At 52.9% G+C, this 22,415-nt stretch carries 19 protein-coding genes; 2 read left to right on the top strand and 17 right to left on the bottom strand.

The features are described from left to right. Positions 1 to 30 precede the first annotated feature (30 nt). From AC16KF_RS01560 to AC16KF_RS01545, 4 genes are all read right to left on the bottom strand, one after another. Positions 31 to 657 (bottom strand): HAD family hydrolase, encoded by a 627-nt coding sequence (locus tag AC16KF_RS01560; RefSeq protein ID WP_484035526.1) that lies wholly within the window; start codon positions 655 to 657, stop codon positions 31 to 33. Between the two features lie 415 nt (positions 658 to 1,072). Next, positions 1,073 to 1,339: a DUF4404 family protein gene (locus tag AC16KF_RS01555; protein ID WP_484035525.1), complete on the bottom strand. Its 267-nt coding sequence runs from the start codon at positions 1,337 to 1,339 to the stop codon at positions 1,073 to 1,075. Between the two features lie 101 nt (positions 1,340 to 1,440). Beyond that, complete coding sequence (locus AC16KF_RS01550; RefSeq protein WP_484035524.1) at positions 1,441 to 1,701, bottom strand: hypothetical protein; 261 nt, start codon at positions 1,699 to 1,701, stop codon at positions 1,441 to 1,443. Between the two features lie 123 nt (positions 1,702 to 1,824). Next, positions 1,825 to 2,631 (bottom strand): SDR family NAD(P)-dependent oxidoreductase, encoded by an 807-nt coding sequence (locus AC16KF_RS01545; RefSeq protein ID WP_484035523.1) that lies wholly within the window; start codon positions 2,629 to 2,631, stop codon positions 1,825 to 1,827. 271 nt (positions 2,632 to 2,902) lie between these two features. On the opposite strand from AC16KF_RS01545, the gene AC16KF_RS01540 reads away from it, so the two are divergent. Next, a complete protein-coding gene (locus AC16KF_RS01540; RefSeq protein WP_484035522.1) occupies positions 2,903 to 4,303 on the top strand; it encodes a CAP domain-containing protein in 1,401 nt (466 codons plus the stop codon). A gap of 22 nt (positions 4,304 to 4,325) precedes the next feature. On the opposite strand, the gene AC16KF_RS01535 is transcribed toward AC16KF_RS01540, so the two are convergent. From AC16KF_RS01535 to AC16KF_RS01490, 10 genes are all read right to left on the bottom strand, one after another. Next, positions 4,326 to 4,736, bottom strand: a complete 411-nt coding sequence (locus tag AC16KF_RS01535) for a type II toxin-antitoxin system VapC family toxin (RefSeq protein WP_484035521.1) — start codon at positions 4,734 to 4,736, stop codon at positions 4,326 to 4,328. Continuing rightward, a complete protein-coding gene (locus AC16KF_RS01530; RefSeq protein WP_484035520.1) occupies positions 4,736 to 4,987 on the bottom strand; it encodes a type II toxin-antitoxin system Phd/YefM family antitoxin in 252 nt (83 codons plus the stop codon). Before AC16KF_RS01530 ends, AC16KF_RS01535 begins: the two co-directional genes overlap by 1 nt. A 122-nt stretch (positions 4,988 to 5,109) precedes the next feature. Then, complete coding sequence (locus AC16KF_RS01525; protein ID WP_484035519.1) at positions 5,110 to 5,499, bottom strand: HEPN domain-containing protein; 390 nt, start codon at positions 5,497 to 5,499, stop codon at positions 5,110 to 5,112. Beyond that, positions 5,483 to 5,845, bottom strand: coding sequence for a nucleotidyltransferase domain-containing protein (locus tag AC16KF_RS01520; protein ID WP_484035518.1), 363 nt, complete (start codon positions 5,843 to 5,845; stop codon positions 5,483 to 5,485). Before AC16KF_RS01520 ends, AC16KF_RS01525 begins: the two co-directional genes overlap by 17 nt. Before the next feature lie 83 nt (positions 5,846 to 5,928). Then, positions 5,929 to 9,873 (bottom strand): adenosylcobalamin-dependent ribonucleoside-diphosphate reductase, encoded by a 3,945-nt coding sequence (locus AC16KF_RS01515; protein WP_484035517.1) that lies wholly within the window; start codon positions 9,871 to 9,873, stop codon positions 5,929 to 5,931. A gap of 221 nt (positions 9,874 to 10,094) precedes the next feature. After that, the gene (gene nrdR, locus AC16KF_RS01510) at positions 10,095 to 10,544 is read right to left on the bottom strand and encodes a transcriptional regulator NrdR (RefSeq protein WP_484035516.1); all 450 of its coding nucleotides are present in this window, start codon (positions 10,542 to 10,544) and stop codon (positions 10,095 to 10,097) included. Positions 10,545 to 10,680: 136 nt separating this feature from the next. Next, entirely contained in the window at positions 10,681 to 10,803 is a 123-nt protein-coding gene (locus AC16KF_RS01505) for a hypothetical protein (RefSeq protein ID WP_484035515.1), read from the bottom strand. A gap of 212 nt (positions 10,804 to 11,015) precedes the next feature. Continuing rightward, positions 11,016 to 11,846 (bottom strand): alpha/beta fold hydrolase, encoded by an 831-nt coding sequence (locus AC16KF_RS01500; protein WP_484035514.1) that lies wholly within the window; start codon positions 11,844 to 11,846, stop codon positions 11,016 to 11,018. Next, positions 11,830 to 14,295, bottom strand: a complete 2,466-nt coding sequence (locus AC16KF_RS01495; RefSeq protein ID WP_484035513.1) for an alpha/beta fold hydrolase — start codon at positions 14,293 to 14,295, stop codon at positions 11,830 to 11,832. The genes AC16KF_RS01500 and AC16KF_RS01495 overlap by 17 nt, the downstream gene beginning before the upstream one ends. A gap of 76 nt (positions 14,296 to 14,371) precedes the next feature. Continuing rightward, positions 14,372 to 15,931 carry a hypothetical protein gene (locus AC16KF_RS01490; RefSeq protein ID WP_484035512.1) on the bottom strand — a complete coding sequence of 520 codons (1,560 nt, stop codon included), beginning with the start codon at positions 15,929 to 15,931 and terminating at the stop codon, positions 14,372 to 14,374. 726 nt (positions 15,932 to 16,657) lie between these two features. Between AC16KF_RS01490 and AC16KF_RS01485 the strand changes: the two genes are divergently transcribed. Beyond that, on the top strand, positions 16,658 to 18,304 hold the full coding sequence (locus AC16KF_RS01485) for a ribonuclease J (RefSeq protein ID WP_484035511.1): 1,647 nt from the start codon (positions 16,658 to 16,660) through the stop codon (positions 18,302 to 18,304). Between the two features lie 18 nt (positions 18,305 to 18,322). On the opposite strand, the gene mutY is transcribed toward AC16KF_RS01485, so the two are convergent. The 3 genes from mutY to AC16KF_RS01470 all read right to left on the bottom strand — a co-directional run bounded on the left by mutY (position 18,323) and on the right by AC16KF_RS01470 (position 22,222). Then, positions 18,323 to 19,393: an A/G-specific adenine glycosylase gene (gene mutY, locus AC16KF_RS01480; RefSeq protein WP_484035510.1), complete on the bottom strand. Its 1,071-nt coding sequence runs from the start codon at positions 19,391 to 19,393 to the stop codon at positions 18,323 to 18,325. Between the two features lie 72 nt (positions 19,394 to 19,465). Continuing rightward, a complete protein-coding gene (locus tag AC16KF_RS01475; RefSeq protein ID WP_484035509.1) occupies positions 19,466 to 21,904 on the bottom strand; it encodes a hypothetical protein in 2,439 nt (812 codons plus the stop codon). Next, on the bottom strand, positions 21,905 to 22,222 hold the full coding sequence (locus AC16KF_RS01470) for a hypothetical protein (protein ID WP_484035508.1): 318 nt from the start codon (positions 22,220 to 22,222) through the stop codon (positions 21,905 to 21,907). Positions 22,223 to 22,415: the final 193 nt, after the last annotated feature.

The raw sequence follows: 22,415 nt of genomic DNA, 5'->3' as shown, positions 1-22,415 counted from the left end.
GCCCCCGACTTCCGACCGGCGCGCGAAACATCAACGTGTCAGTGACAGCCCAAATCCCTCCATTGCTTTCTGTGTGGTTTTGTATTCTTTATGGATGACGCCGCGAATCCCAAGTCCCTGGGCAACTTCTACAAACAAAGGACGATCATCAACATAAATTACCTGTTCCGGACTCGCCTGCGCAATATCCAACGCCATGCGGTAGATATCGGCATCCGGCTTGCGATAATGGACAAAGCAGGATGAAACGAAGAAATCTATGAATGTGTTCAATTGAAATTGCCGTACCCGGTACGTGGTGAGTTCGCGCCCTTCATTACTGACAACAGCGATTCGAAGGTGATATTGCCGTTTGAGGCTCTTCATCAGTTCGATCATCTCTGGAAAAGGCTGTGATTGCGCGTACATGAAACTCTTGAACTCTTCCCGCGAGAAGGGGCGTTTTTCGTAAAACACCACCCGGTTCAAATATTCATCGAGGCTGAGTTTGCCCTCCTCATATGTATCGAAGGTCAGGTGATGACGTTCGTCCGTCTCGTCATAGTCCAAACCGAATTTTTCCGCCGCTCGGACTCGCGCTTTGCGGTCCCAGCCGTTTGTCAGTAGAACGCCGCCGATATCCAGAAATAACGTTGTGATGACCAGAGGCAGGGTCATACGCTTCCCCATTCATCTTGTGGCGCAATTTTTTCTGTCATCATAGTTTCTCTTCGCTTTGAAAAGTATACACCCAAAGCAGACGATTGGAATTTTCAGGGTTTCTGGGAATCGCCGCGATCACACACTCTTCCATGGCTTTTGTAAAGCCAGGAAAGTTTAACGCGAATGGGGCGGGCGAGCGGTAACTCGCCTTCCGCAGAATATTCCGCAGGTTTGATTACCTTATATTCAAAATCGGGACCCTAATTTACGCTGAAAACGCAGATTTTTCTTTCTGAATCAGCGAAAACCAGCGCGCTTCGCGGTCTGCGTCCCAAAGCCATTGCGTAAGGTAATCAGTCCGCAGATATTGTCCTGAGCCTGTCAATAAAAACCCCTTCGCCGTTTTTAGACGAAGGGGCTTTTAAGTCAATCATATTCCCGCGTTGCTGAGCGTGGTCAGCAAATTGGATAGCGCCGAAGCCATCTCGGGATGGGTGCGCTCGAAGTAACTCATCGTTTCCCGCATCCGCCCGAGAACTGAGTCGTCAGCGTCGGCATCCCCGGAGCGTTCGAGAAGTTCCTTGATGTCTTCGTTGAGCGCGCGCAGAAGTTCGCGTCCTTTTTCGTCCACGGCTTCGGTGGCGTCGAGGGTGGTGTGCAATTCTTCGAGTAGTTTGGTGAGTTTTTTATCTGCCATGTTGCCTCGCGGTTCTTGTAGTAGCGGCTTCAGTCATATACAACCAAACGACTAAAGTCGTTACTACGCTTTTGTATTTCGATTGTACGCCTACCTTGCCATCAATACAAGATGTCGCGATTGGCTTGCTCGACTTCTTCGTAAACCTTTTTCACTTCCTCTTTCATTTCGGCTGAAACCCCTGCGGTTTGAGGGATGAATTTCACCATATCTTTTGCCTGACGAAACAAGTCTTTGACCTCGGCGATGTAGGAGAAATCGGATTTGCCGAGCCCGGTCGAAGGGACGGGCAAATCTCGCGCCTGCTGAATCAGCTTGCGGGCGCGGAGGAGGCGTTCCGGCGCGGGAATGAGTTTGGGCATGGTTGGGGTTCCTCTTTCACTTGATAGTCGAAGTCCATCGCATTATAAGGATTCATACTCGATAAGAACAGCCTCTCATGGCGAGGTGAGAGGCTGTCGGATTCAGTACGCGAACTCGAGCGGCTAGGCGGGCAACAGCGATTTCATTTGTTTATAGATGAAGCCCGCCGCGCCTTTCGGATTCAAGCGGTAGATAAAGTCCATAAACTTGGCATCCGAACCGACCAGCACACTGTAGCGATCCTTTTCGATGGCATCCACAATGATCTCCGCGGCTTTGTCGGCGGGCAAGGCTTTGAAAGAAGAAGACTTAGTGTCGGTTGAGGCGGCAATCGAAACGCCTGAGTTGGTGGTGATGTTCGTGGCAATCGCGCCGGGATAGACCAACGTCACTTTGACATTGCTGTTCAGGAGTTCGGCGTACAAGCCCTCGGTCAGGAGTTTGACCGCCGCCTTGCTTGCGCCGTAGACAGTTTGACCGGGCACCGGGAGGAAACCGCCCATGCTGGAAACGTTCGCAACATGCGCGACGGGACGTTTGAGCAAATGCGGCAGGAACGCTTTTACCATGTACAACGTTCCATATAAGTTCACATCCAGCACGCGCTCGATGGCTTCGAATTTCAGGTCGTTCAAGCGGACGAAGGGCTGGATGATGCCGGCGTTATTGATAATGCCGTCTACCGCGCCGAAGCGGGCGATCACTTTGTCGGGAAGCGCTTCCACAGCCTCTTTCTCTGTGACATTCAAAACGAATACAGCCAGTTTCTCTTTTTTGTCACCCGCAAGATTCGCTGTTTCCTGCAAGGTTTTCTCGTTCATATCTAGAGCCGCCACGCTCGCGCCTTTGGAAAGCAGGTTCAAGACGATCTCGCGTCCCATGCCGCTGCCTGCTCCGGTCACAACGATCACTTTGTTTTGCACCTTCATGATGTTCACTCCTTTATGTTGACAACGAGATTACATCTCGCAGTTTTGATTTGACTCAACTACCTTGGAACTTACGCAGGTGAACCTGTTGCGCCGTAGTTGCACTGCGGCGGCGGCAGTACAACTGCCCGCCAACTACGTAAGTTCTGTACCTAAAATTAGGATACCATGTCCTCCGTTACTGCTTAGTGACTTTTATCCTGCGAAAGTCACTTATTTTTATCTTATTTGGAAAATACAGGCGCCAACGAGTCAGAATTATAATCATCGCATGCGTTTTAACCGCTTACTCACTCGTATCATTCTCCTCGCGCTTGGCGTGGGAATTTTCACTCCCCCTCACACCGTTCGCGCGAATGCGATTCACGCGCCTGCCGCCCAAGTCAGCGCGTTTGAATTAATTCTCGCGATGAACACCTTGCGCGTTTCATACGGACTACCCGCGCTCATCGAAGACCCGATCATCAATGCGGTCGCCCAATCTACGGCGCAGACGATGGCGGCAAATAATATGTCGTGGCATATCGGCGATGTGCGCGGACGAATCGCGGCGGCGGGATACGGCGGAGGCGGGACAGTCTGGGCGACTGAAAATTTCGCCGTGAGCTGGAACGGCGGCATGGGCATTGACGAGATCATGGCAGTTTGGGCAGACCCCGATCATATGCGACCAGCCGTCACGCCTGAGTATTGTCATGTCGGCGCGGGGGTTGCGACAGTCAATGGCAAAACGTATTTCATTCTGCAAGCCGCGTATGTTTCGGGGCAGGCATGTGGGAGTACAACTTCCTCCTCCCCATCGGGCGGGACTCCAGGAACAAGCACGGTTCCGAATCCTGTCTCGCAATTGATCCTCCCCGTAAAGATCGCCACGCCTGATGCGGACGGGAAAATTTTTCACGTGGTGCAGGCGGGACAATCGTTCTGGGCAATCGCGGTCGCGTATCAAGTGACCATTCAAGATATCGAAACGTGGAATAACATCACGCGCGACACGCCTTTGCAATCGGGTCAACGATTGTTCATTCCGAACAAAAACACGGCGGGATTCGCCACGCCGACTCCGCGCGGGATGGTGGTAACGCAAACTCCCGACGCGGACGGAAAGATCGTCCACGTGGTTCAGCCGTATCAGTCGCTGTTTACCATCGGCGAGGCGTATCGCGTTTCAGTAGATCGCATCTTGCAGTTGAACGGTCTTCAAGCGGATGTGCCCCTGCAGATCGAGCAGAAACTTGTGATCTCGCCAGGCAATGTGACGCCAAGCCCCACGTTGAGCGCGATCCAAAAACTCACGCCAGACGCGAGCGGTAATTATTATCACGTTGTGCAAAGCGGAGAAACGCTTTCGGGCATCGCAAACTTATACGACGTGCCGCTCGCAGACTTGATGAACTGGAACGAACTCGGCGCGGCATCGGTCATCATCCCGAATCAGAAATTGCTGTTGCGCGTCACGCCGCCTGCGACAGCGACATCCACACTCGCGCCAGCGACGGTTACGTTGGCGCCGAGTCCGTCCGTGACATCGGCGCCGCCTACCGAGATCGCGGCGACAGAAGTTGTCCCTGTTGAAGAATCCACGGGCGGTTCTGGGTTGGGTATTGTTTTGGTTTTGGGAATTATTTTGGTCGGCGGGTTGTTGTGGTGGAGGTTTGGGCGGAAGAATTAAGGTCGTTACAAAGTAACAAGCATCATGAGGGGATATCCAACAATGTGATTTGATAAACAGATTTTTCTCTTTGCTCTGTATCCAGTGTCGCCAGCGGAACACCTAACCGCGCCGCGACTGCCACATAAACAGAATCGGCTCCGCGCAGACCCAAATCCGCCGCGAGTCGAGCCGCTTCCTGTATCAGGGAATGTTCCATTTCAATCAACTGTAAACTTGATAGGTTCTGTAATTGCCCAACCGCTTCCAATCCTAATGATGAGGATGTGCGACGACTGATCGCGCCACCGACCTCAGCCAGAAGAAGCGACGGCGCAAGGAACTGATCTTCCGCTTCGATGCGTTCAGACATCCACTTCTTCACAGGCTCATAGAAAACATCTTCAGAGACCAGCCGAGCCACCCAAACGCTGGCATCTAGGACGATAAACATTATCGCCGCGACTCAGATACCGCACGCGCGGCAGAGACGCCCTTGGGCCAGCGCGCGCCGATTTCCGCGGCAAGATGGTCGAGCTTCGCCCAAGCCTTCGCGTCATCTTTTTTTCGTTTGCTCTTGACGGGGATCAACAACGCGACCACTTCCCCATGATACGTGATCTGCACTTCTTTCCCTGTCTCACGCACCACACGGACAAGTTCGCTGGCTTGCTGTTTCAGTTCTCGAATTCCAACAGTGACCATTTTAATCTCCTGTCTGTGCCTACAATTGTGGATACATTATAGCATAACAAAAAGCGGACGAGTCTCCTCGTCCGCATTCACAACTGCGGCTTCCCCGCACTCTGGACACAGGTCGCCGATCTTCATCTCTTCAACCCAAGGAAAGCCCGAGCAAAACGGCGAATTTGCATCGCAATCTCAAGCGCCTCTCTTGCCTCTTTTGGAACAGGCTGGTTTCCCGGGTATCGAGTCCGCACTGCATATCCCGACAACCTGCCCAAATCTTCTTTGGTAAATCCTGTGAGAATACCTGCCGCCTTGCAAAGCCCATCAAGGATCAACAAGTCGTGCGTCTTCGGAAATTCAGCATCTTTTGAAACCAGAATCGCTTTGAGATACTTCTCCGCGCATTGCTGGCTGTGAAAGCAAGAGCCCATGGTAAGCGGCTTGCTCCGCCTCAGCGCGCTTTTCGCCAGAATCAAATCTTCTTCGGCGTACTTCACCCATTCCAGGGCGTCATCCGCGTCGCTCATACAATACCTTCCCCTTGGTCAAAATCTCGCGCAGGAAAAAATTTCCCCGCTTCTTCTTTTCCGTTTCGATTTCTTTCGGCGTCTTGACCAGAATGTCCACCGGGAACTGGCGCGGATAAAGCAAGTTCGAGACAGCCACATACCGGTCAACATCTTTCTCCTTCGTGTTCATAATGACCAGTAAGTCCACGTCACTGTCCGGTGTAGGATTCCCATACGCATACGAACCGAACAGAATGATCTTTTCTGGTTTGAGTTCGGAAACAATCCGTTGAATTGCCAGCGGCAACGTGCTTGCCACAGGCGGAAACCCAACCGGGCGAATTTTCGTTTTGACGGAGGTCATTGTCCGATTCATAATTTCATTTTACCATCCGCTTTATCTGTTCCGCCAGCAGTTAAACTGCGGGCGGAACATTTCATACAACATTAACACTCACTAAACCCACACGCATAACACTTCCTGCAACCCTCCTCATTCACCACGGCCGCTTCTCCGCACTCGGGGCACAGGTCGCCGATCTTCATTTTGGGCGCTTGTGCTGCGCTAACTTCTTCCTCAATCGTGTGACCGCCGTTGCCGTTCGATTTCTTTTCATCCAAGTCGGTTTTCAATCCGTCTTTTTCGCGCAGGTACGTGTCGAGCACTTGACCGATCCCATCGGGCAGTGACCGCACGCGGTTGGGACCGAATCCCAGCGAGCGACCGCCGCCGATGCCGATGAGTTGACGCACGATCTCGCGCATTCGGTCTGTTGGTTTCACTGTTGAGGTCATTCGCAGGATGTACGAAATGAGTCTGCCGATCGCTTCGGAGACGGCGGCAGTTTCAGAGCCAGCCTTCGCGGTGTTGATGAATGCCTCGAACGGTTGCTCGCCTCCGTTTTCGTTGATGGTGATGAACGCCTTGCCGACGGGAGTCTCGACGTTGTACGTTTTTCCCGTCAACGCGCGGGGACGCGGTTTCTTCGGGTCGTGAGAAAACGTCGGGGCGAGTTCGGGTTTCGAAACAGAATCAACTGTCGGCTGGGATTGAGGCGTCTTTTTATCCGCAGTGGCGTTCGTCTCCAACACCACTTTATCGCGCGAGCCCGTCACATACACCGTGATGCCTTTGCATCCGAGATCCCACGCGAGCATGTACGCGGTGGCAATATCCGCTTCGGTTGCGCCCTCGGGGAAGTTCACGGTTTTCGACAGCGAATTATCCACGAACGCTTGCAACGCGCCTTGCATGCGCACATGTTCATCGGCAGTGATGTCCGCCGACACAACGAACGTATCGCGCACGCTTTGCGGAATTTCTTTGATGTGCTGGCACGTGCCTTCGCGCATCACCTGCTCGACGATCTCCTGCCGCTTCTCTTCGCCGAGCCCCAATTTTTTCAACGCCTCATCGAAGCGCGGGCTGGCATACGCGAGTTTCAGATCTTTGCCGTTATCATTGACATGACGAATATACGCGAGCGCGAAGACGGGTTCACAGCCATAACCTTCACATCCCGCGACGGTTGCGATCGTGCCTGTTGGAGCGACGGTGGTCTGCGCGGCATTTCTGATTCCATGTTTGCGGATTCCATCCACCACCGCGTCCCACTCGACGGGCGGCTTGTTCCAGTTATTCTGATAGTTGACCAAACTCTTCGGCGGAGCCCACTTCATATCTTTCTTGTCGTAGATGCTTCCTTCGATGGCAGGGAACGCGCCGCGCTCTTTCGCCAACTCGACGCTCGTGACCATCGCGTGATAACGGACGAACTCCATCACCTGCGCGCCGAACTCCTGCCCCTCCTTCGATCCGTATCGCACGCCGACGTGATACATCAAGTCCGCGAGACCCATGATGCCAAGCCCGATGCGACGCGCCTTGTGCGCGGCTTCTGTCAATTGCGGAACAGCAGGCACATACGCATTCGCTTCGACGACATCATCGAGGAAACGCGTGGCAGTCACAACACTCTCGCGCAACAATTCCCAATCAACTGTTCCATCGGGTCCGCAGTGCTCATTGAGATTCACGGAACCGAGACAGCAGTTCTCGTAAGGTCCAAGCCATTGCTCACCGCAGGGGTTTGTCGCCTCCAGCGGATACAAATGCGGAACGGGATTGCTCCGATTCGCCGCGTCGAGGAACAACACGCCAGGCTCGCCGTTGTGATGCGCCTGCTTGACGATCTTATCGAACAGCTCGCGCGCTTTCACTTTTTTATACGTGTGGATCGTGATCCCCGCGGTTTCGGCTTGTTCGAGCGTACCGCTGAATCCTTTTTGCTTCATCTCTTTCAAATCAGGGAATCGCAACTCCCATTCCTCATCGTTCTTCATCGCGCGCATGAACGCGTCCGTGATGCCGACCGAGATGTTGAAGTTTGTAATTTGATTTTCGTTGATCTTGCAGGTGATGAAATCTTCCACATCGGGATGATCCACGCGCAGGACCGCCATGTTCGCGCCGCGACGCGTGTTGTGAGTTACCATGCCATAAGCAAGATAGGTGTGGTTGTCATTCACTTCAAGGTCAAGCGTCAGCGACTTGCCCGCCGATTCGACTCCGCCAACTTCCACAAACCAGAAATTATCCGCAGAAGGCGCGTTCTCAAACACATCGAAATATTCGGTCTTGAGCAAATCGTAGCCCGAGCGGGTCAGGTTTCGTTCATCGCGCATGTATCGTAACAACTGGCGGCGCAAGCGCGGCTCGGTGCTTCGGAAGTTGATATTCCTGCCGCGTCCTTTGGCGTCAATCTGTTCGAGTGTGATCGAATCCAAAACGGGTTGCAACCAATAAGCGGGGTTAGGCAACACATACGAACTCTCGCGCCGTTGGTCGCTCTCCCATGCGTAGGCAGAGACAAATCGTGAGCGCTGGTCGCACCCGATCTTTTCGCGCCATGCCTGCAAGCCAACCGTCGAGACGATCTTTACTTGATGCGTTTCGGAATCGCCCCAACGATCCAAGCCAGCAGAAACTGTGCGGATGCCCACAGGGCAACCGAGACCGATCAACAACGTGGACACTTCTCGCGTCAGTCGCGCCGAGGAGGTTGTCAATGAAGGATAGCCGTGTACCAATGTGCCATCCGCTTCGAACAGTCCGCGCAAGTACGCGCCGACGATGTTCGCAGGAGATTGACGAATCAAACGCGGGACAGACACGTTACGGCTTGTTTGCTTGCCGAGTCCATTCATCAACAAGAAGTCTTTGAGGGCGCGATTGTCCATCACAAACGTAACCGACTTGTCATTCGGCTTCTGCATTCGGTGAACATTGACGTTGAACAGCCGCTCCAGAATCATCGGCATTTCTTCCATCAAGTAGGAAGAGTGAGCCACGCTAACGCCCACGCGATGATCCTGTTCGCCTTGCGCCACAAATCCATCGCCTGCCAGATAACCCAAGAAGAAGGCAAATTCTTCATCCAGCATGGACGGCAGTTCGGGCATCACCTGATTTCCATGTTTCTGCGTCGGCTTCTTCAAAGATTGCAACGCGCCTGTATGCTCGCCCGTGCGGACGACGATCCAGTCACCTTTCGTTAAATCTTGAATCTCTTTCCATTGGGGACCGTTATCCGTCATCACTTTTACTTTGTGATTCGGTGTGCCTGTGATGCTCAAGCCTTCGCGTGTGTGAACACGCATTACATCGGCTACTCCATTGTTGTATCCGCGCGGAGATGCTTTGACGCCTTCATCTGTCGGCACAGTGAGTTGATGTTCCTGCCAGCCGTTTTTATTTTCATCAACGATCTCATCCAAGCGCAACAAACCTTTATTCGTGAACACCAATGTTTCAGGCAATAAACAACCGCCCTGCGCAATCTCTCCAAACGCATGATCGTACACGCGGAGGAATCCCACAGGTCCCGTCGCCTGACCAGCCGAAGTCTGCACCATCGCGCCATGCGGACGTAGACGCGAGAACGAGAATCCGTTCCCGCCGCCTGTCTGTTGGATCAATGCCGCGTCGCGCAGAGTTTGGAAAATGCCCGCAGAGTGACGTCCCATATCATCGGTGATCGGAAGTACGAAACACGCCGCGAGTTGACCAAGCGGAGTCCCCGCGCCTGTAAACGTTGGAGAGTTCGGAAAAAATTTCTTGCTGGATAATAAATGATAGTACTGGATCGTCCGCTCTTGAATGTCGGCGTCCCACAGCGCTTCGACTTTTGCCACATGATATGCCACGCGCCAAAACATCTCCTCGACCGTTTCGGCGGGCTTGCCATCGTCCCCGCGGCGGACGTAGCGCTTCATCAACACTTGCCGCGCGTTGTCGGTGAGGTTCGCCTGGGGCAACCCCTTCGGCATGGGCGGCGTGGGAAGCAACCCATTTTTGACTTGCTCGGTTTTCGTGACTGCTTTGGTAGCCATGACGCACTCTCCTCAAAGTATAGTTATTTCCATCCTGAGCGGAGAACCGAGCGCTCGTTGCGAGGTTCGCAGTCGAAGGATGGACTTGCCAGATACATGTGCTTCGACTGCGCTCCCCTTCGCTTCGCTCAGGGTCGCTTCGCTCAGCACGGAATTAATCGAGACAAAAATCCGACAACCATTGACACTCCGCCCACTGCGGAATGATGGTTGTCGGTAAATTAGCCTTCGAGTAAATGATTGATTTCGTTGCGAATGGACTGGAGATCATCCAGCCCGAGATACACGATCGCATAACGGATGTACGCGATCTGATCCAACTCTTTCAGACCTTTCATCACAAGGTCGCCAACAATGCGGGAGGAAACTTCCGATTTGCCCATTTTCTGTAACTGAGATTCGACTTGCCCGATCATACGCTCGATGTCGGCGGCGGAGACGGGTCGCTTGGCGCACGAGATGCGGACGCCGCGCGCCAGTTTTTCGCGATCAAACTCCTCGCGCGTGCCATCCTGTTTCACCAGAAGCGGCGTCGCAAGGATGGGACGCTCGTACGTGCTAAAGCGCTGTCCGCATTTGAAACATTCTCGGCGGCGGCGGATGCCTCCGTGGTTGTCATGGGAGGTATCTAGCACTTTAGAGTCGTGATGTTGGCAGTATGGGCACCGCATGAATGAATAAACTCTCCGATTTTTAGAACATTTGTTGCCGCCAAATATGGGCGTAAAGGCTCTCAATCCCCATACATTTGGTTGTTTTCATGCCGAATTCTAGCACAACCGATTTTTCAATTCAAGAGGCATGACCTTAAAATATCGTGACAAATATCAGCGGATTCAAAATGCGGATGCCGACGCCGCTTCTTCTCGCAGGGAGAGTTGCTTCAGTCTCCTCGACTCTCTTCCCCACCGACGATCTCAGCGCTTCCATTTCATTAACTCGCCTTGCACAGTTAATTCGGTAACGCGAGATTATGAATTTTGAGAAAATAATCTCGCAATCCATGCAGAGCGCGCGCCAAAGGAGTCTTACGCGCCCGTTGGCGTTAGAGAACGCCAACTACACGATTACGGCATTTATTTGTTAATTTCCATATCTCGCGTTTTAATCTGTTCTTGCGCAAGAGCGACATAAATGTCGCATTACGAGAATCGAGTCGACTTCAAAAATTCCAACACCATCGGATTAAACTCCTCTGCGTTGGATTGATGCGGCACATGCCCGGCATGGATTGACTTTCCAACAGCGCGCGGCATGGCTTCGACCAACTTCGGGAAAGATTCTGGCGCGAGCGTTTTATCGCGGTCGCCCCACACAACCAAGGTTGGGACATTGATATGGGACAACGTTTCAGCGCTATCGGAAATTTCATTGGGGATGTGATACACGCCCGGCGCGGTGCGTGTGTAATCCAACGCAGTCTGCGCGCGGATATGTTCCGGCAGGGAATGTAACGCACCCGTGCTGTGACCCATCGCCACGCTGGTCACATCCACGATGAGGCGGAAGAGCCATGCGGGCGTCCGCTTGAGGATGATTTTCCGCAAGCCGATACTGCTGTACGAGCGGCGCAGGAGGAGAGGAAGTTGAAGGCGCGAATAAAACGGACTAACGAGGACCAAGCCGCCCGTCCGCGTTGGGAAGCGGCGCGCGTACTCCAGCGCGATGAATCCGCCGAGTGAATGTCCGACGAGGATCGCGGGTTCGGTCAGTCGAAGCGACGTCATCCATTTTGAAAAATGTTCAAAGAGCCACTCAACATGATACGAACGCGAATCGGGTTTGGGGCTGTCGCCATGACCGAGCAGGTCGAGCGCGTATGAAGCGTATCCGTTCTGCGCGAGTTCGGGAGTCAACTCGTCCCAATCGTGAAGCGACGCGGCGACACCGTGAATCAAAATGACCGGCGAGCCGCTCCCCTGTTGGACATAATTTGCAGTTGTAGGGATTTCGATTTCAGGCGTGCTTTTCATATCTCCGAGCCAATTCACGCCGCAACACTTTGCCGATATAGGATTTTGGGAATTCATCCATAAAGATCACAAAACGCGGAACGAGATGCGCGGGCAGTCTGCGTTTGCAATATGCCATCACCGCCGCCGGCGTGGGGCGTTCTTGCCCGGCGATGACGAACGCAAACGGATTGCCCGCCACTGCGGTAACTGCCACCTCTTTAATTTGCGGGATTTCATAAATCACTTCTTCCACGTCGCGCGGGAAGGCGGGTTGTTTCTTGTGTTGATGCGGGTACCACATATCTGCTTTGCGCGCGATGATGCGGGTGTATCCGTCTTCGTCTACTTGCGCGATGTCGCCGGTGAGTAACCAGCCATCCTCGGCTAAAACTTCTTTCGTCGCTTTCGTATCTTTCCAATATCCCATCATCACTTGCGGACCGCGCACGGCGAGTTCGCCGATGTGACCTTGCTTCACTTCTTTATTTTTTTGCGAGAGGTCCAATACTTTTGCCTCTGTGGATGGAAGCGGAACGCCGATCGTGCCGACCCTTCGTTTTTCTCCCAACGGATTCGCGTGCGTCACCGGCGATGTTTCGGTCAAGCCGTATCCCTCCACCAGGCGACTCTTCGTCAATTTCTCGAACGCCTCCTGCACTTCAACGTGCAACGGCTCCGAACCGCTGATGCAATAATTGATGGATTGGATGCCAAACTTGCGCACGCCGCGGAAACTATTGATGGCGCGGTACATGTTTGGCACGCCGGGGAAGATGGTCGGCTTGTAGCGTTTGATGGCTTTCAACACATCCAATACTTGGAATTGCGCTTTGAGGATCATCGCCGCGCCGACGCTGATCGGCACATTCATCGCCGTGGTCAAGCCGTAACTGTGAAAGATCGGAACGACGCACAAGAATCGTTCTTTGCCTTCGCGCGCTTCGGGAAGCCAGTGACGTGTCTGCAAGGCGTTCGCCACGAGATTGCGATGCGACAACATCACGCCCTTCGATTGCGCGGTCGTCCCGCCGGTGTACTGGATCACAGCCAGATCATCCGGCGAGACTTCAACTGTCGGTGATTTGTTGCTGTTTCCGCCGAGCCAATCTTTCCATCTCAGCGAGTTGCGCAAACCGTAACCGCGATTGCGCCACGAGGAGATCAAATACTTCGGCAGGGACAAATAATCGGCGGGGTCGGTCAACACCACATGCGGCACGCCGCTCCCCTCTTGAATCTGTTTGGCAAGCCCCGCCCACATCGAAAGTGTGACAAGAACGCTGGCATCCGAATCTTTTACCTGCCGCACAATTTCATCAGGCTCGATCACCGGCGGCAACAACACTGCCGTCGCGCCAGCTTTCATCGCGCCGTAAAATCCGATCACCATTTGCGGCACGTTCGGCAATAACAACACCACGCGCGCGCCTTTGCCAACTCCGAGCGAAAGCAACGCGTTAGCGAAACGATTCGCCTCGTGATTCAATCGCCGATACGATAAACGACTCCCCTCAAAATAAATCGCGGGGCGATTCGGAAAACGCCGCACCGCCGAGCGCAATAAATGATGCAACGGGATATTCGGCACGCTGACGGTGTATGGCACGCCCCGCTCGTAATTTTCCAGCCATGGGCGCGTCTTCAACAGCAACTCGCGCCCACTGTTTTTTAACGGACGGCTATTGGATACCCGCCACGAACGCTGACCTTCGCCGGCGAGGAATCGCTCCATCGCGCGGTTCACCGCCTCGCGCCGCTCTAACATGACCATGTGACCTGATACGCCGATGTCGGCATCTTCCGCCCCCGGAATAGACACGGGCACCCTCTCGAAAAATGGACGCTCGAACACCCGGTCGCGGTGACCGCGAATCACCAGCGTGGGAACCTCAAGCGCGGCGAAGCGATCCCAGCCCATCCACTTCGACATGTTGTCCCCGTAGAATCGTTTGAGCGCGTACGGCGCAGCATGGAGCCAAGATCGAGTTAGAGGCGCAAGCCAACGCAAAACAGAAACTGGCAGACTCAACACAGAGCGATACAAAGTCCGCAACTTGTATTGACCCGCTGTGGCGATCAGAATCAACCGCTCGACCCGGCTCGGATTTTTCAACGCATATTCAGTGACTATCGCTCCGCCGAAGGAATGTCCCACTAAAACAAACTTCCCTTTTACATTGAGAAGTGTCAGCGCGGTTTCCACATCTTCGATGATCTGCGGCATGTCGTATCCGCTGGTTGGTTTATCGGAGAGTCCGTGCCCGCGCAAGTCGAGCGCGATAACGCGGTTATCTACTGCGAATTTTTGCAGTTGGTTGCGCCACTGACTCGCCTGTCCCCCAAACCCGTGGATGAAAACAAACGTCCGCTGGGGATGATCGGGCGAAATGTCAATCGCCGATAGCCTCACCAGCGGATTCGTCGAAACGCGGACTTCGTGACGATAGAGGTCGAGGTCAATGTCCATACAGAGAGTTTACATGAGGAGGGAGGGTATGTCAATTTGGCAAAAGGCCTCGCACTTTAAGTAGCACAACTTATCATCATGCCCGTTCGGAGATGTCACGCAGAGTTCGAAATGCTAGAAACCCTCTTTCGAGGTCTGAACAGGTTTCGAAAAAAACAGTAACCCACAGGAAAAGCAATGCAAGTATTAGGTTAATCACAATAACGGAGAAAATTACGCCGGTGGTAATGAGTAAAAACATTATTCGATTATCCCGCAACAGAAAAATCTGCTCTTGGATGGTAGACAGGAGTTTCGCGTCCATATCCCTAAAATGCATATCGCCCGTGATGATGATTAATATAATCGGGATTGCATAAATAACGATTCCGGTCATCATTTGCACACCACCAAGAATTGCGCAAGTCAAGAGATAGCCGAGGCGATCTCCAAAACGATATGAAGCCCATTCGGTTTTGGGCGTACGCTTGATATTCCAGCCGATAAGAACGGCAACACCTAAAACAAACAGGTGTGCTAGTATTTGGAACAAAGGAAACACGTCAATCATCTCGCCTCGAAAGGGCACAAAGACCCCAAAGTCATTAATTTCGCCAAGGATATTTGAAGGCTTACTCAACGCGTCGTTTACGATCCAGTAAAACATGCTAGCCAAAGTTAGCAATGTCCACAACCCAGATAATATCGAACGTTTTCGTTCCAGTATCCAATCACGCAATGTCCATCCCCAAGTAAGGGCGAAAAGGATCTCCACCAAATCAACCGCCCGCCCTAAAGCTATAGACATCAGCGAAGGCGTCAAGGTTGTAAATATTCCTGAAATCGCTGAGACGACAAGGAAGTGAATCCAAAAAAATATATCAAGCCATGAAGGGGGCTTTGACAGACCCCAATTCACATCTTTTGCCCATTGCACAATAGCGCCATCTAATAATGTGGCGACACTAACGGTTATCAATGTGACTAGGAGTCCATTCAGAATGAGGAAATAGGCAGAGAGACGAAACAACCATGGGTCATACGCGGGAACTGAACTACCCCACACGTCATCGCGATCAACCAAAACAGATGCCAAACCACCGAGCGCGCCACAAAAAGCCCCGCCACTCAAGCTAGCAAAACAAAATTGAGACGGTAAAGATACGCTCTGAACAAATTGGCTAAGCAAGGAAATATCGCCGATCGAATTAAAGTATTCTACTGAATCGTAACCTTCTGGAAACAACAAGGTGTCGATAACGGAACGAAAAAGGGTAGTGAATATGGTTTCAAATTCGGCAACGTGAGCGCCGGTTCCAACTCGGGCGAGAAATGTAATCTGGCTATCTGTAGCATTAAAGGTCACTCCGCTGAAATAAAAATACAATGCGCCAGCAATCAGTCCACTCCCTGCACCTGAGAGGAAGGCGGCGTTCCATGTGCGACTCCAATTCCAGCGCGCCGCGATCCACCCGCAAACAAAAACTAACAAGTAGGGTACGCCAACTCCGAAAAGATTGATCCACGATGGAGATTCGCTCGTCGGAACAGTTCTGATCCCTCTATCGAGATTTTCGAGGATCGAGGAGAACAGAATGGAAACTAGGGATACGACCATTCCGCCAACGATTCCCGAAATTACTACTCGGATACGCATATACACTCCTTATGAACTCGTAGCGCACAAAACTATCTTCTTGTACTTACCGATGCGAAAACGATTCTGTTTGAGGGTGAAGAACAAACGCTGATTTACACAAACTCTTGCCAATCACCCACCATGCAAGGTTAATCCAAACGCGGACTTCGTGACGATAGAGGTCGAGGTCTATATCCATGCAGGGAGTTTACATGAGGCAAAAGTGAATGTCAATCGAAAATTCAGGGTAAGTCCACGGCGGCGACGGGAAGCGGGTAAAATCCATCCTAAACCATGAGAAATGGATCAACCACCACGTACTTTGTCGGCGGCCACTACGAATTGGCGAATAGAGTCGTTACGAAATACCATTATGCTTGCTCGCAACGTATCGCGCTCAGAATCAGGAGTCCCCTTGAGGGGGCTTCGTATGAATAGCCCGACGGTTGATCGTCGGGCGGTGTTGAAGCGGAGAAAATGCCGGGGAAAACTGAATCAACCCTCCCCTGCGAAAGACGCGGTGGTCGAGTGTCCGCGAATCCCCGCTTTACAAATCCCATCCGCCCTGCTATACTTCCCGCCATTGAAGTTGACTGGTAGCACTGCCAAGGGTGGCAGTTTGTGTAAAAGACAATCGCATGTGATCCACAATCCCTCGCGAGCAAGTCAGCGAGGGTCATTTTTTTATGACCTTTACCGCCAATGGCGGATAAAAAATTTAACAAACAAGGATAAACATATTGTATGAGTAAGCAAGGAAAATTGAAGATCATTCCCCTGGGGGGTCTCGGGGAAGTAGGCAAGAACATGACCGCCTACGAATTCCAGAATAAGATTCTGGTCGTAGACGCGGGCATCATGTTCCCCTCCAACGACATGATCGGGATAGACTACATCGTCCCCGATTACGAATATTTGCGCGGCAGGGCGGGCAACGTGATCGGTATCGTCATCACGCATGGACACGAAGACCACATCGGCGCGATCCATCATCTGCTCAATGACATCAACGCGCCGCTTTACGCGACGCCGCTCACCCTCGGCTTGATCGAGGGCAAACTCGCGCGCAACAACGCCTCTGCCAAAGCGGACTTGAATGAAGTGGAAGCGGGCGGCTCGATCGAGATCGGACCCTTCAAAGTGGAGTTCTTCCACGTCTGCCATTCGATTCCCGACGCGGTGGCGCTGGGCATCACCACGCCCGCCGGGCTTGTAGTGCACATGAGCGATTTCAAATTCGATCAAACTCCTGTGGACGGCTGGCCCACCGACTACGCCAAACTGGCAGAATTTTCGCAACGCGGCGTGGATGTACTGCTTTCGGATTCGACCAACGCCGAACGCCCCGGTTGGACTCCCTCTGAAAAAGTGATCGGGCCCGCGTTCGACAAAGTGTTCGCCGAAGCGCAGGGACGAGTCATCGTCGCCACGTTCGCATCGCTCATCTCGCGCGTGCAACAAGTGGCAGACGCCGCCGCCAAACACGGACGCAAGATGACCTTCGCCGGTCCGAGCATGGTGGACAACGTGAAGATCGCCCGCAAATTAGGCTATTTGGAAATCCCCGATGAGATCATCGTGCCGATCGATCAGGCATTGAAAATGCAGGATCATAAAGTGGCGATCATGTGCACCGGCTCGCAGGGCGAACCGTCGTCCATTGTGGGACGGCTCGCCGCCGGAACGAACCGTCAATTCGACCTGAAACAAGGCGACACGGTTGTGCTGTCGTCGCATCCCATCCCCGGCAACGAAGAGACCATCAGCCGCACGATCAACCGCCTGATGCATCGAGGCGCGGAAGTTATCTACGACGCGATTGCGCCGGTTCACGTGTCGGGTCACGCCTCGCAGGAGGAACAAAAACTCCTCATCAGCCTCGTTCGACCGAAGCACTTCATCCCCATTCACGGCGAACTGCGTCACCTCAGACGACACGGAAAACTCGCGGTCGAAGTCGGCGTGGAAGAAGAAAATGTGATGGTCGTCGAGAATGGTCAGATCGTTGTGTTGGCGGGTGGAAAACTCACGCTCGGCGAACGCATCCCCGGCGGCTACGTGTTCGTAGACGGCGACTCGGTCGGCGAAATTGATTTCGGCGTGATGCGCGAACGCGAAAAACTCGCGCGCGCCGGCATCTTCCTCATTGACATCAGCGTGGACAAACTCAACGGGCGGCTTTTGCACGACCCCGAGATCATCACGCGCGGTTTCGTCTCGCCTGAAGACGCCGAAGAACTTTTGCCCGAAGTCCGCAAACACATCATGGACGTGGTCAACAACGGCGGCTGGGAAAGCGAAAAAGACATCGCCAACGCGGTGCGCTCGTATCTGTATGAAGAGACCAAGCGCAGACCGATGGTGTTGGTTACCCTGAGTAGAGCGAATTAAAACAAAGTGACAGTCACTTCAAAAGTGACTGTCACTTTTTACTTTCCTCGCAATCGCCCGATCAACTTTCCCCATCGGATACTTCCCCAAATCTTTCAACCGAATCCATTTCAAATTTTCGCCCATCGCTTTTGACGATACATCACATCGAAACGCGTAGACGGTGACTTTGAAATGCGAATACGTATGCTCCACAACTGCAAGGGGATATAGACCTCGCTTCATTCTGACCTTCAACCTGTATGCCGCCCTCAGAGCGGACTCGACCTCCCCAGCCGCGTCGCCTTCGACTCGCGCGCTGGGGAATTCCCACATCCCGGCGAGCAATCCTTTCGATGGGCGTTGCGCTAGCAACACGTAGAGCGAATTAGCAATTCGCTCCACAATCACCGCCGCCGCGTGGACGTAATGCGGCACAATTTTCTTCGCCACCTTCACCGGTCGCAAATGCTGAACACCTCGCGCCTTCGCTTTGCAATCCCTCGCCAGCGGACAAACTTCACAGCGCGGGTTCTTCGGCACACAAACTGTCGCGCCTAAATCCATCAAAGCTTGGTTGAAATCCGCCGCTCTGCCTTTGGGTAAATTCTCGTATGCGATTTTCCAGAGTAATTTCTCCCCCTCCGTTGAATTGACGGGCCTCTTCACATCGAACAGCCGCGCATAGACTCGTTTCAAGTTGCCATCGAGCGCAGGCTCGTCTATGCCGAAGATAATCGAAGCCAACGCGCCTGCCGTATAGCGTCCAATGCCCGGTAATTTCCACAGTTCATCCACATCGCGCGGAAGTTTCCCGCCATATTCATCAACCACGATCTTCGCGGCTTTGTGGAAGTTTCGCGCGCGGCTGTAATAGCCGAGTCCCTCCCACGCGTTCAACACCTCCCGCTCGGAGGCCTTTGCCAACGCGCGTACATTCGGAAACAACTTCATCCATTTTTTGAAATAGGGAATCACCGTCTCCACCCGCGTTTGCTGGAGCATGATCTCGGAGACCCACACGGCGTAGGGATTACGATGTCCGCGCCATGGGAGAGTCCGTTTGTTTTTGTGGTACCAGTTTAAGAGGTGAGTGGAGAAATGGGGCATTTGGAAACAAATGGTGGTTGAGTAGCCCGAAGCACTAGCGAAGGGCGTATCGAAACCACAGAGTCAGGCATATTATGGATTACACGATTCGTTTAATGCTTCCGCTTGATACGCCTCATCCAATTTAGGGAAGAAAAGCCAACGCGCTTCGATGTAATTTGCGCGTTGGCATCCGACCACGATCACATCCGCGCCGTGAGTCAATTTGACGGGCTGGTCTGCGGGGAAGATGACACTATGAGCGCCGGTGTTCAAGACAATAAACCCAAGCCGCGAAAAATCACGGACGGAGTAGATCGCCCATGGGGTTGTGGAAAAAATCCCGTCATTGCGGCGGAAGAAGCGCGGATAAAGCAACTCACCTTCGAGAATTATAGAATTTGGCTGAGATAAAAATTCTTCCACAGACGAGTCTTGGAGAATTACCCGCGTTTTCAATTCATCGGCTGTTGACGTGTAACGCGGCTGGGCGATCCCTTCCGCAAGCCAGGGAAGTGAACCAGCCAAAACAAATGCGACGATAAGAATAGCATGTTTTGATTTACTTGGTATATCACGCCGCTCACTTTGACTCAGTGCAACTGCGTCAAGAACTTTTAGATTTGAAACATTCGCCCCAAAAAGAGACGCAAACCAAACCAAAATTTCAATCGCGCCGATGCCGAAGTAGAAGTAGACGATCCAGTCAATGGGCAGGTTATATCGCCACGAGGAAAAGCGCGAGATGCCGTTCGCTAATGCGTAGCCAACGCTGAACGCCAGCGGAGTCAACCCGGCCCATTTGAAGCGACTCCACGATGCGCCAATGCCGATGGCGATGACCGCGAGATAGAAAATGACCAGCGCGAAGTTATACCATTCGAGAGTCCCGTTCCACTCGATCCAATATAAATTGACCGGGGCGCGGAGTCCGTTGAAGGGTTCGATGAGGGGCAAAGAGAGCAATCCGCCGATCTCGGTGTTGAGGAAGTGATTCGTCACGAAGCCAGCCACGAAGCCGGGGTTTTCAAGCGTGAACGTGAGCAGGCGATTCCCGAGGCTTTCCTTTTCAAAATCGAACTGGCTGATATCCAAATTCCCTTCAAAGGAATATTGCGAAAAAATGACCGCCATCTGCGAAGGATCGTCGAAAGCGAATTGACCGACGATTCGATAATTGTGAATCAGCCACGGCGTAATGGTCGCGGTCATCACCAAGCCAAAGGTGACGCAAGCGAGGAACCAATTTTTCATCTTTCTTTGATAAGCAAAGAATGCAAGGATGAAGACAAATGGCAAGGAGATCAGCGATTGCGTGCGGAGCAACAGCAATAGCCCGAACGATCCGCCTGCGATGATCGCCGACTTCATGTCGCGGCGTTCAAGCCAACGGATGACGACGAGCATCACGAATGCGATCCCCATCGAGGTGGCGAAATCGGTGATGAACATCTTCGTACTGGCGGTGCGCGTGTTGGAGGAGATCCACAGCGTGGTGAGCTCGCGGAAGATGGCGAAGAGGGCGACCGTCACACCGGCGGCGCGGGAGTGGAGTTTCGCTCCGAGAAAATACAACGCAACGGGGAACAACGCGAACACCAACGTCTGCGCGGCGATGACTTTGACGTAGTCCTGCCCGAACAGAAAATGGAGCGCGGCGAGGAAGGTCACATACAAGGGACGCGGTGCGATGTTGCCGAGATAGTCCGTGCCGATGAGCAGGGATTGAGAGAGGTAGTCGTAAAATCCCGCGTCGGAATATGGGAAGGGAGTTGTATATGGAGGCGTGATGGGCGCGTAGAAACTGTTTTTCAGCGAATCAACTGGAACGGAGAGCCAGAGGGTGGAGGCGGTGAGGTAGATAGCGAGGGGTAGAAGAAAATTGAGAATTGGAGAATTGGAGAATTTTGTAATTGGTAATTGGTAATTGGTAATTGTGTAATTGCGTAATTGGTAAATGAGGATGGTGGCGCCGAGGAGGATGGAGAGGAGGAATTGCCAGCCAAGAATCGGGACGCCGGGTTCGCCCCAGTAGGCGGTGTCTTTGGTGATGCCGAGTTTGGAGAGGGAGACAAATAGGAGCAAGAGGAGCAAAAGAGCAAAAACGGCAAATGAAGCAACAAAGATTGGTTTGTTTTGTTTGAGCGCGTCGAGGTGGAATCCGTTTTTGAGGTGGAGGAGGTAGAGGGCGAATTGAATCGAGAGCGCGAGCAGATACCACAATAGCGGACTGAGTCGCGTGTAGAGCGGGAGAAAAGCTTCGGGGTTGAGATAACGCAAAAGAAACAGGATCAGGCTGAACGTCAGAGAGAGAAGCGTGACGAGGAGGATGAGAGAGGTCCGCGCGAGGCGATCAAGTTGAGGCGGGCGAAAGGCGAACCATGCCGACATCAGCATCAAAGAAAAAATGATGGCGCTGAGGGCGAGTCGCGCGGGTGAAAGACTCGCGCCTTCGGATGGAATCAAAAGGAGCGCGACCAGTGCGACCGCGCCCTCGATTGAGCATAAAAAATAGAACCAACGCGATTTCATTTAATTGTTCGGCGAATAGAATTGAAATCCACTGCGCGCTTGCACAACTTTGTATGAAAAATTTTTGACGTAGCCGAAGAGTTTATCCTGCAAGATCGCCCAGTCGGGCGAATCGATGACGCGCCGCGCTTCGACCATGTCTGCGGCGAGCAAGCCGACTTGAATTTGCGGGTACGAGCCGTAGATGGTCGCCCACGCTTCGGCGGGTTGCAAGCCGAGGCGCTGCACGCCGGGAATAAATTCGCCGATGATGAATTCGAAATATTCCTGATCGCGGTCGCCGGCGATGTCCCATGTCATCAAAACTTTAACTGCCATTGTTTCCTTTTATGTCACTCTGAGGAGCCGCATTTAGGCGACGAAGAGTCTTGCTCGTGGCGAGGAGATTCTTCGCTCCCTACGGTCGCTCCATTAGACTTGAAGTAGTATTGGAGTTGCCAAACAAGGGCTGAACAAGTCTAGAGCCGCTCACGAGGCAAACGCCGAGTCAAACTCAAATTCTGAAGCAGAC

This window comes from Candidatus Defluviilinea gracilis (assembly GCF_057138825.1).
The sequence above is the reverse complement of the archived record's forward strand: the minus strand, read 5'-3'. Positions and strand labels throughout refer to the sequence as shown.

Excerpts from the sequence above, each read along its gene's own strand:
- AC16KF_RS01555 (WP_484035525.1), bottom strand. The coding sequence starts at position 1,339 with ATGGCAGATAAAAAACTCACCAAACTACTCGAAGAATTGCACACCACC.
- nrdR (WP_484035516.1), bottom strand. The coding sequence starts at position 10,544 with ATGCGGTGCCCATACTGCCAACATCACGACTCTAAAGTGCTAGATACC.
- AC16KF_RS01495 (WP_484035513.1), bottom strand. The coding sequence starts at position 14,295 with ATGGACATTGACCTCGACCTCTATCGTCACGAAGTCCGCGTTTCGACG.
- AC16KF_RS01525 (WP_484035519.1), bottom strand. The coding sequence starts at position 5,499 with ATGAGCGACGCGGATGACGCCCTGGAATGGGTGAAGTACGCCGAAGAA.
- AC16KF_RS01485 (WP_484035511.1), top strand. The coding sequence starts at position 16,658 with ATGAGTAAGCAAGGAAAATTGAAGATCATTCCCCTGGGGGGTCTCGGG.
- AC16KF_RS01535 (WP_484035521.1), bottom strand. The coding sequence starts at position 4,736 with ATGTTTATCGTCCTAGATGCCAGCGTTTGGGTGGCTCGGCTGGTCTCT.
- AC16KF_RS01490 (WP_484035512.1), bottom strand. The coding sequence starts at position 15,931 with ATGCGTATCCGAGTAGTAATTTCGGGAATCGTTGGCGGAATGGTCGTA.
- AC16KF_RS01550 (WP_484035524.1), bottom strand. The coding sequence starts at position 1,701 with ATGCCCAAACTCATTCCCGCGCCGGAACGCCTCCTCCGCGCCCGCAAG.
- AC16KF_RS01505 (WP_484035515.1), bottom strand. The coding sequence starts at position 10,803 with ATGGAAGCGCTGAGATCGTCGGTGGGGAAGAGAGTCGAGGAGACTGAA.
- AC16KF_RS01530 (WP_484035520.1), bottom strand. The coding sequence starts at position 4,987 with ATGGTCACTGTTGGAATTCGAGAACTGAAACAGCAAGCCAGCGAACTT.
- AC16KF_RS01500 (WP_484035514.1), bottom strand. The coding sequence starts at position 11,846 with ATGAAAAGCACGCCTGAAATCGAAATCCCTACAACTGCAAATTATGTC.
- AC16KF_RS01470 (WP_484035508.1), bottom strand. The coding sequence starts at position 22,222 with ATGGCAGTTAAAGTTTTGATGACATGGGACATCGCCGGCGACCGCGAT.
- AC16KF_RS01560 (WP_484035526.1), bottom strand. The coding sequence starts at position 657 with ATGACCCTGCCTCTGGTCATCACAACGTTATTTCTGGATATCGGCGGC.
- mutY (WP_484035510.1), bottom strand. The coding sequence starts at position 19,393 with ATGCCCCATTTCTCCACTCACCTCTTAAACTGGTACCACAAAAACAAA.
- AC16KF_RS01545 (WP_484035523.1), bottom strand. The coding sequence starts at position 2,631 with ATGAAGGTGCAAAACAAAGTGATCGTTGTGACCGGAGCAGGCAGCGGC.
- AC16KF_RS01475 (WP_484035509.1), bottom strand. The coding sequence starts at position 21,904 with ATGAAATCGCGTTGGTTCTATTTTTTATGCTCAATCGAGGGCGCGGTC.
- AC16KF_RS01515 (WP_484035517.1), bottom strand. The coding sequence starts at position 9,873 with ATGGCTACCAAAGCAGTCACGAAAACCGAGCAAGTCAAAAATGGGTTG.
- AC16KF_RS01520 (WP_484035518.1), bottom strand. The coding sequence starts at position 5,845 with ATGACCTCCGTCAAAACGAAAATTCGCCCGGTTGGGTTTCCGCCTGTG.
- AC16KF_RS01540 (WP_484035522.1), top strand. The coding sequence starts at position 2,903 with ATGCGTTTTAACCGCTTACTCACTCGTATCATTCTCCTCGCGCTTGGC.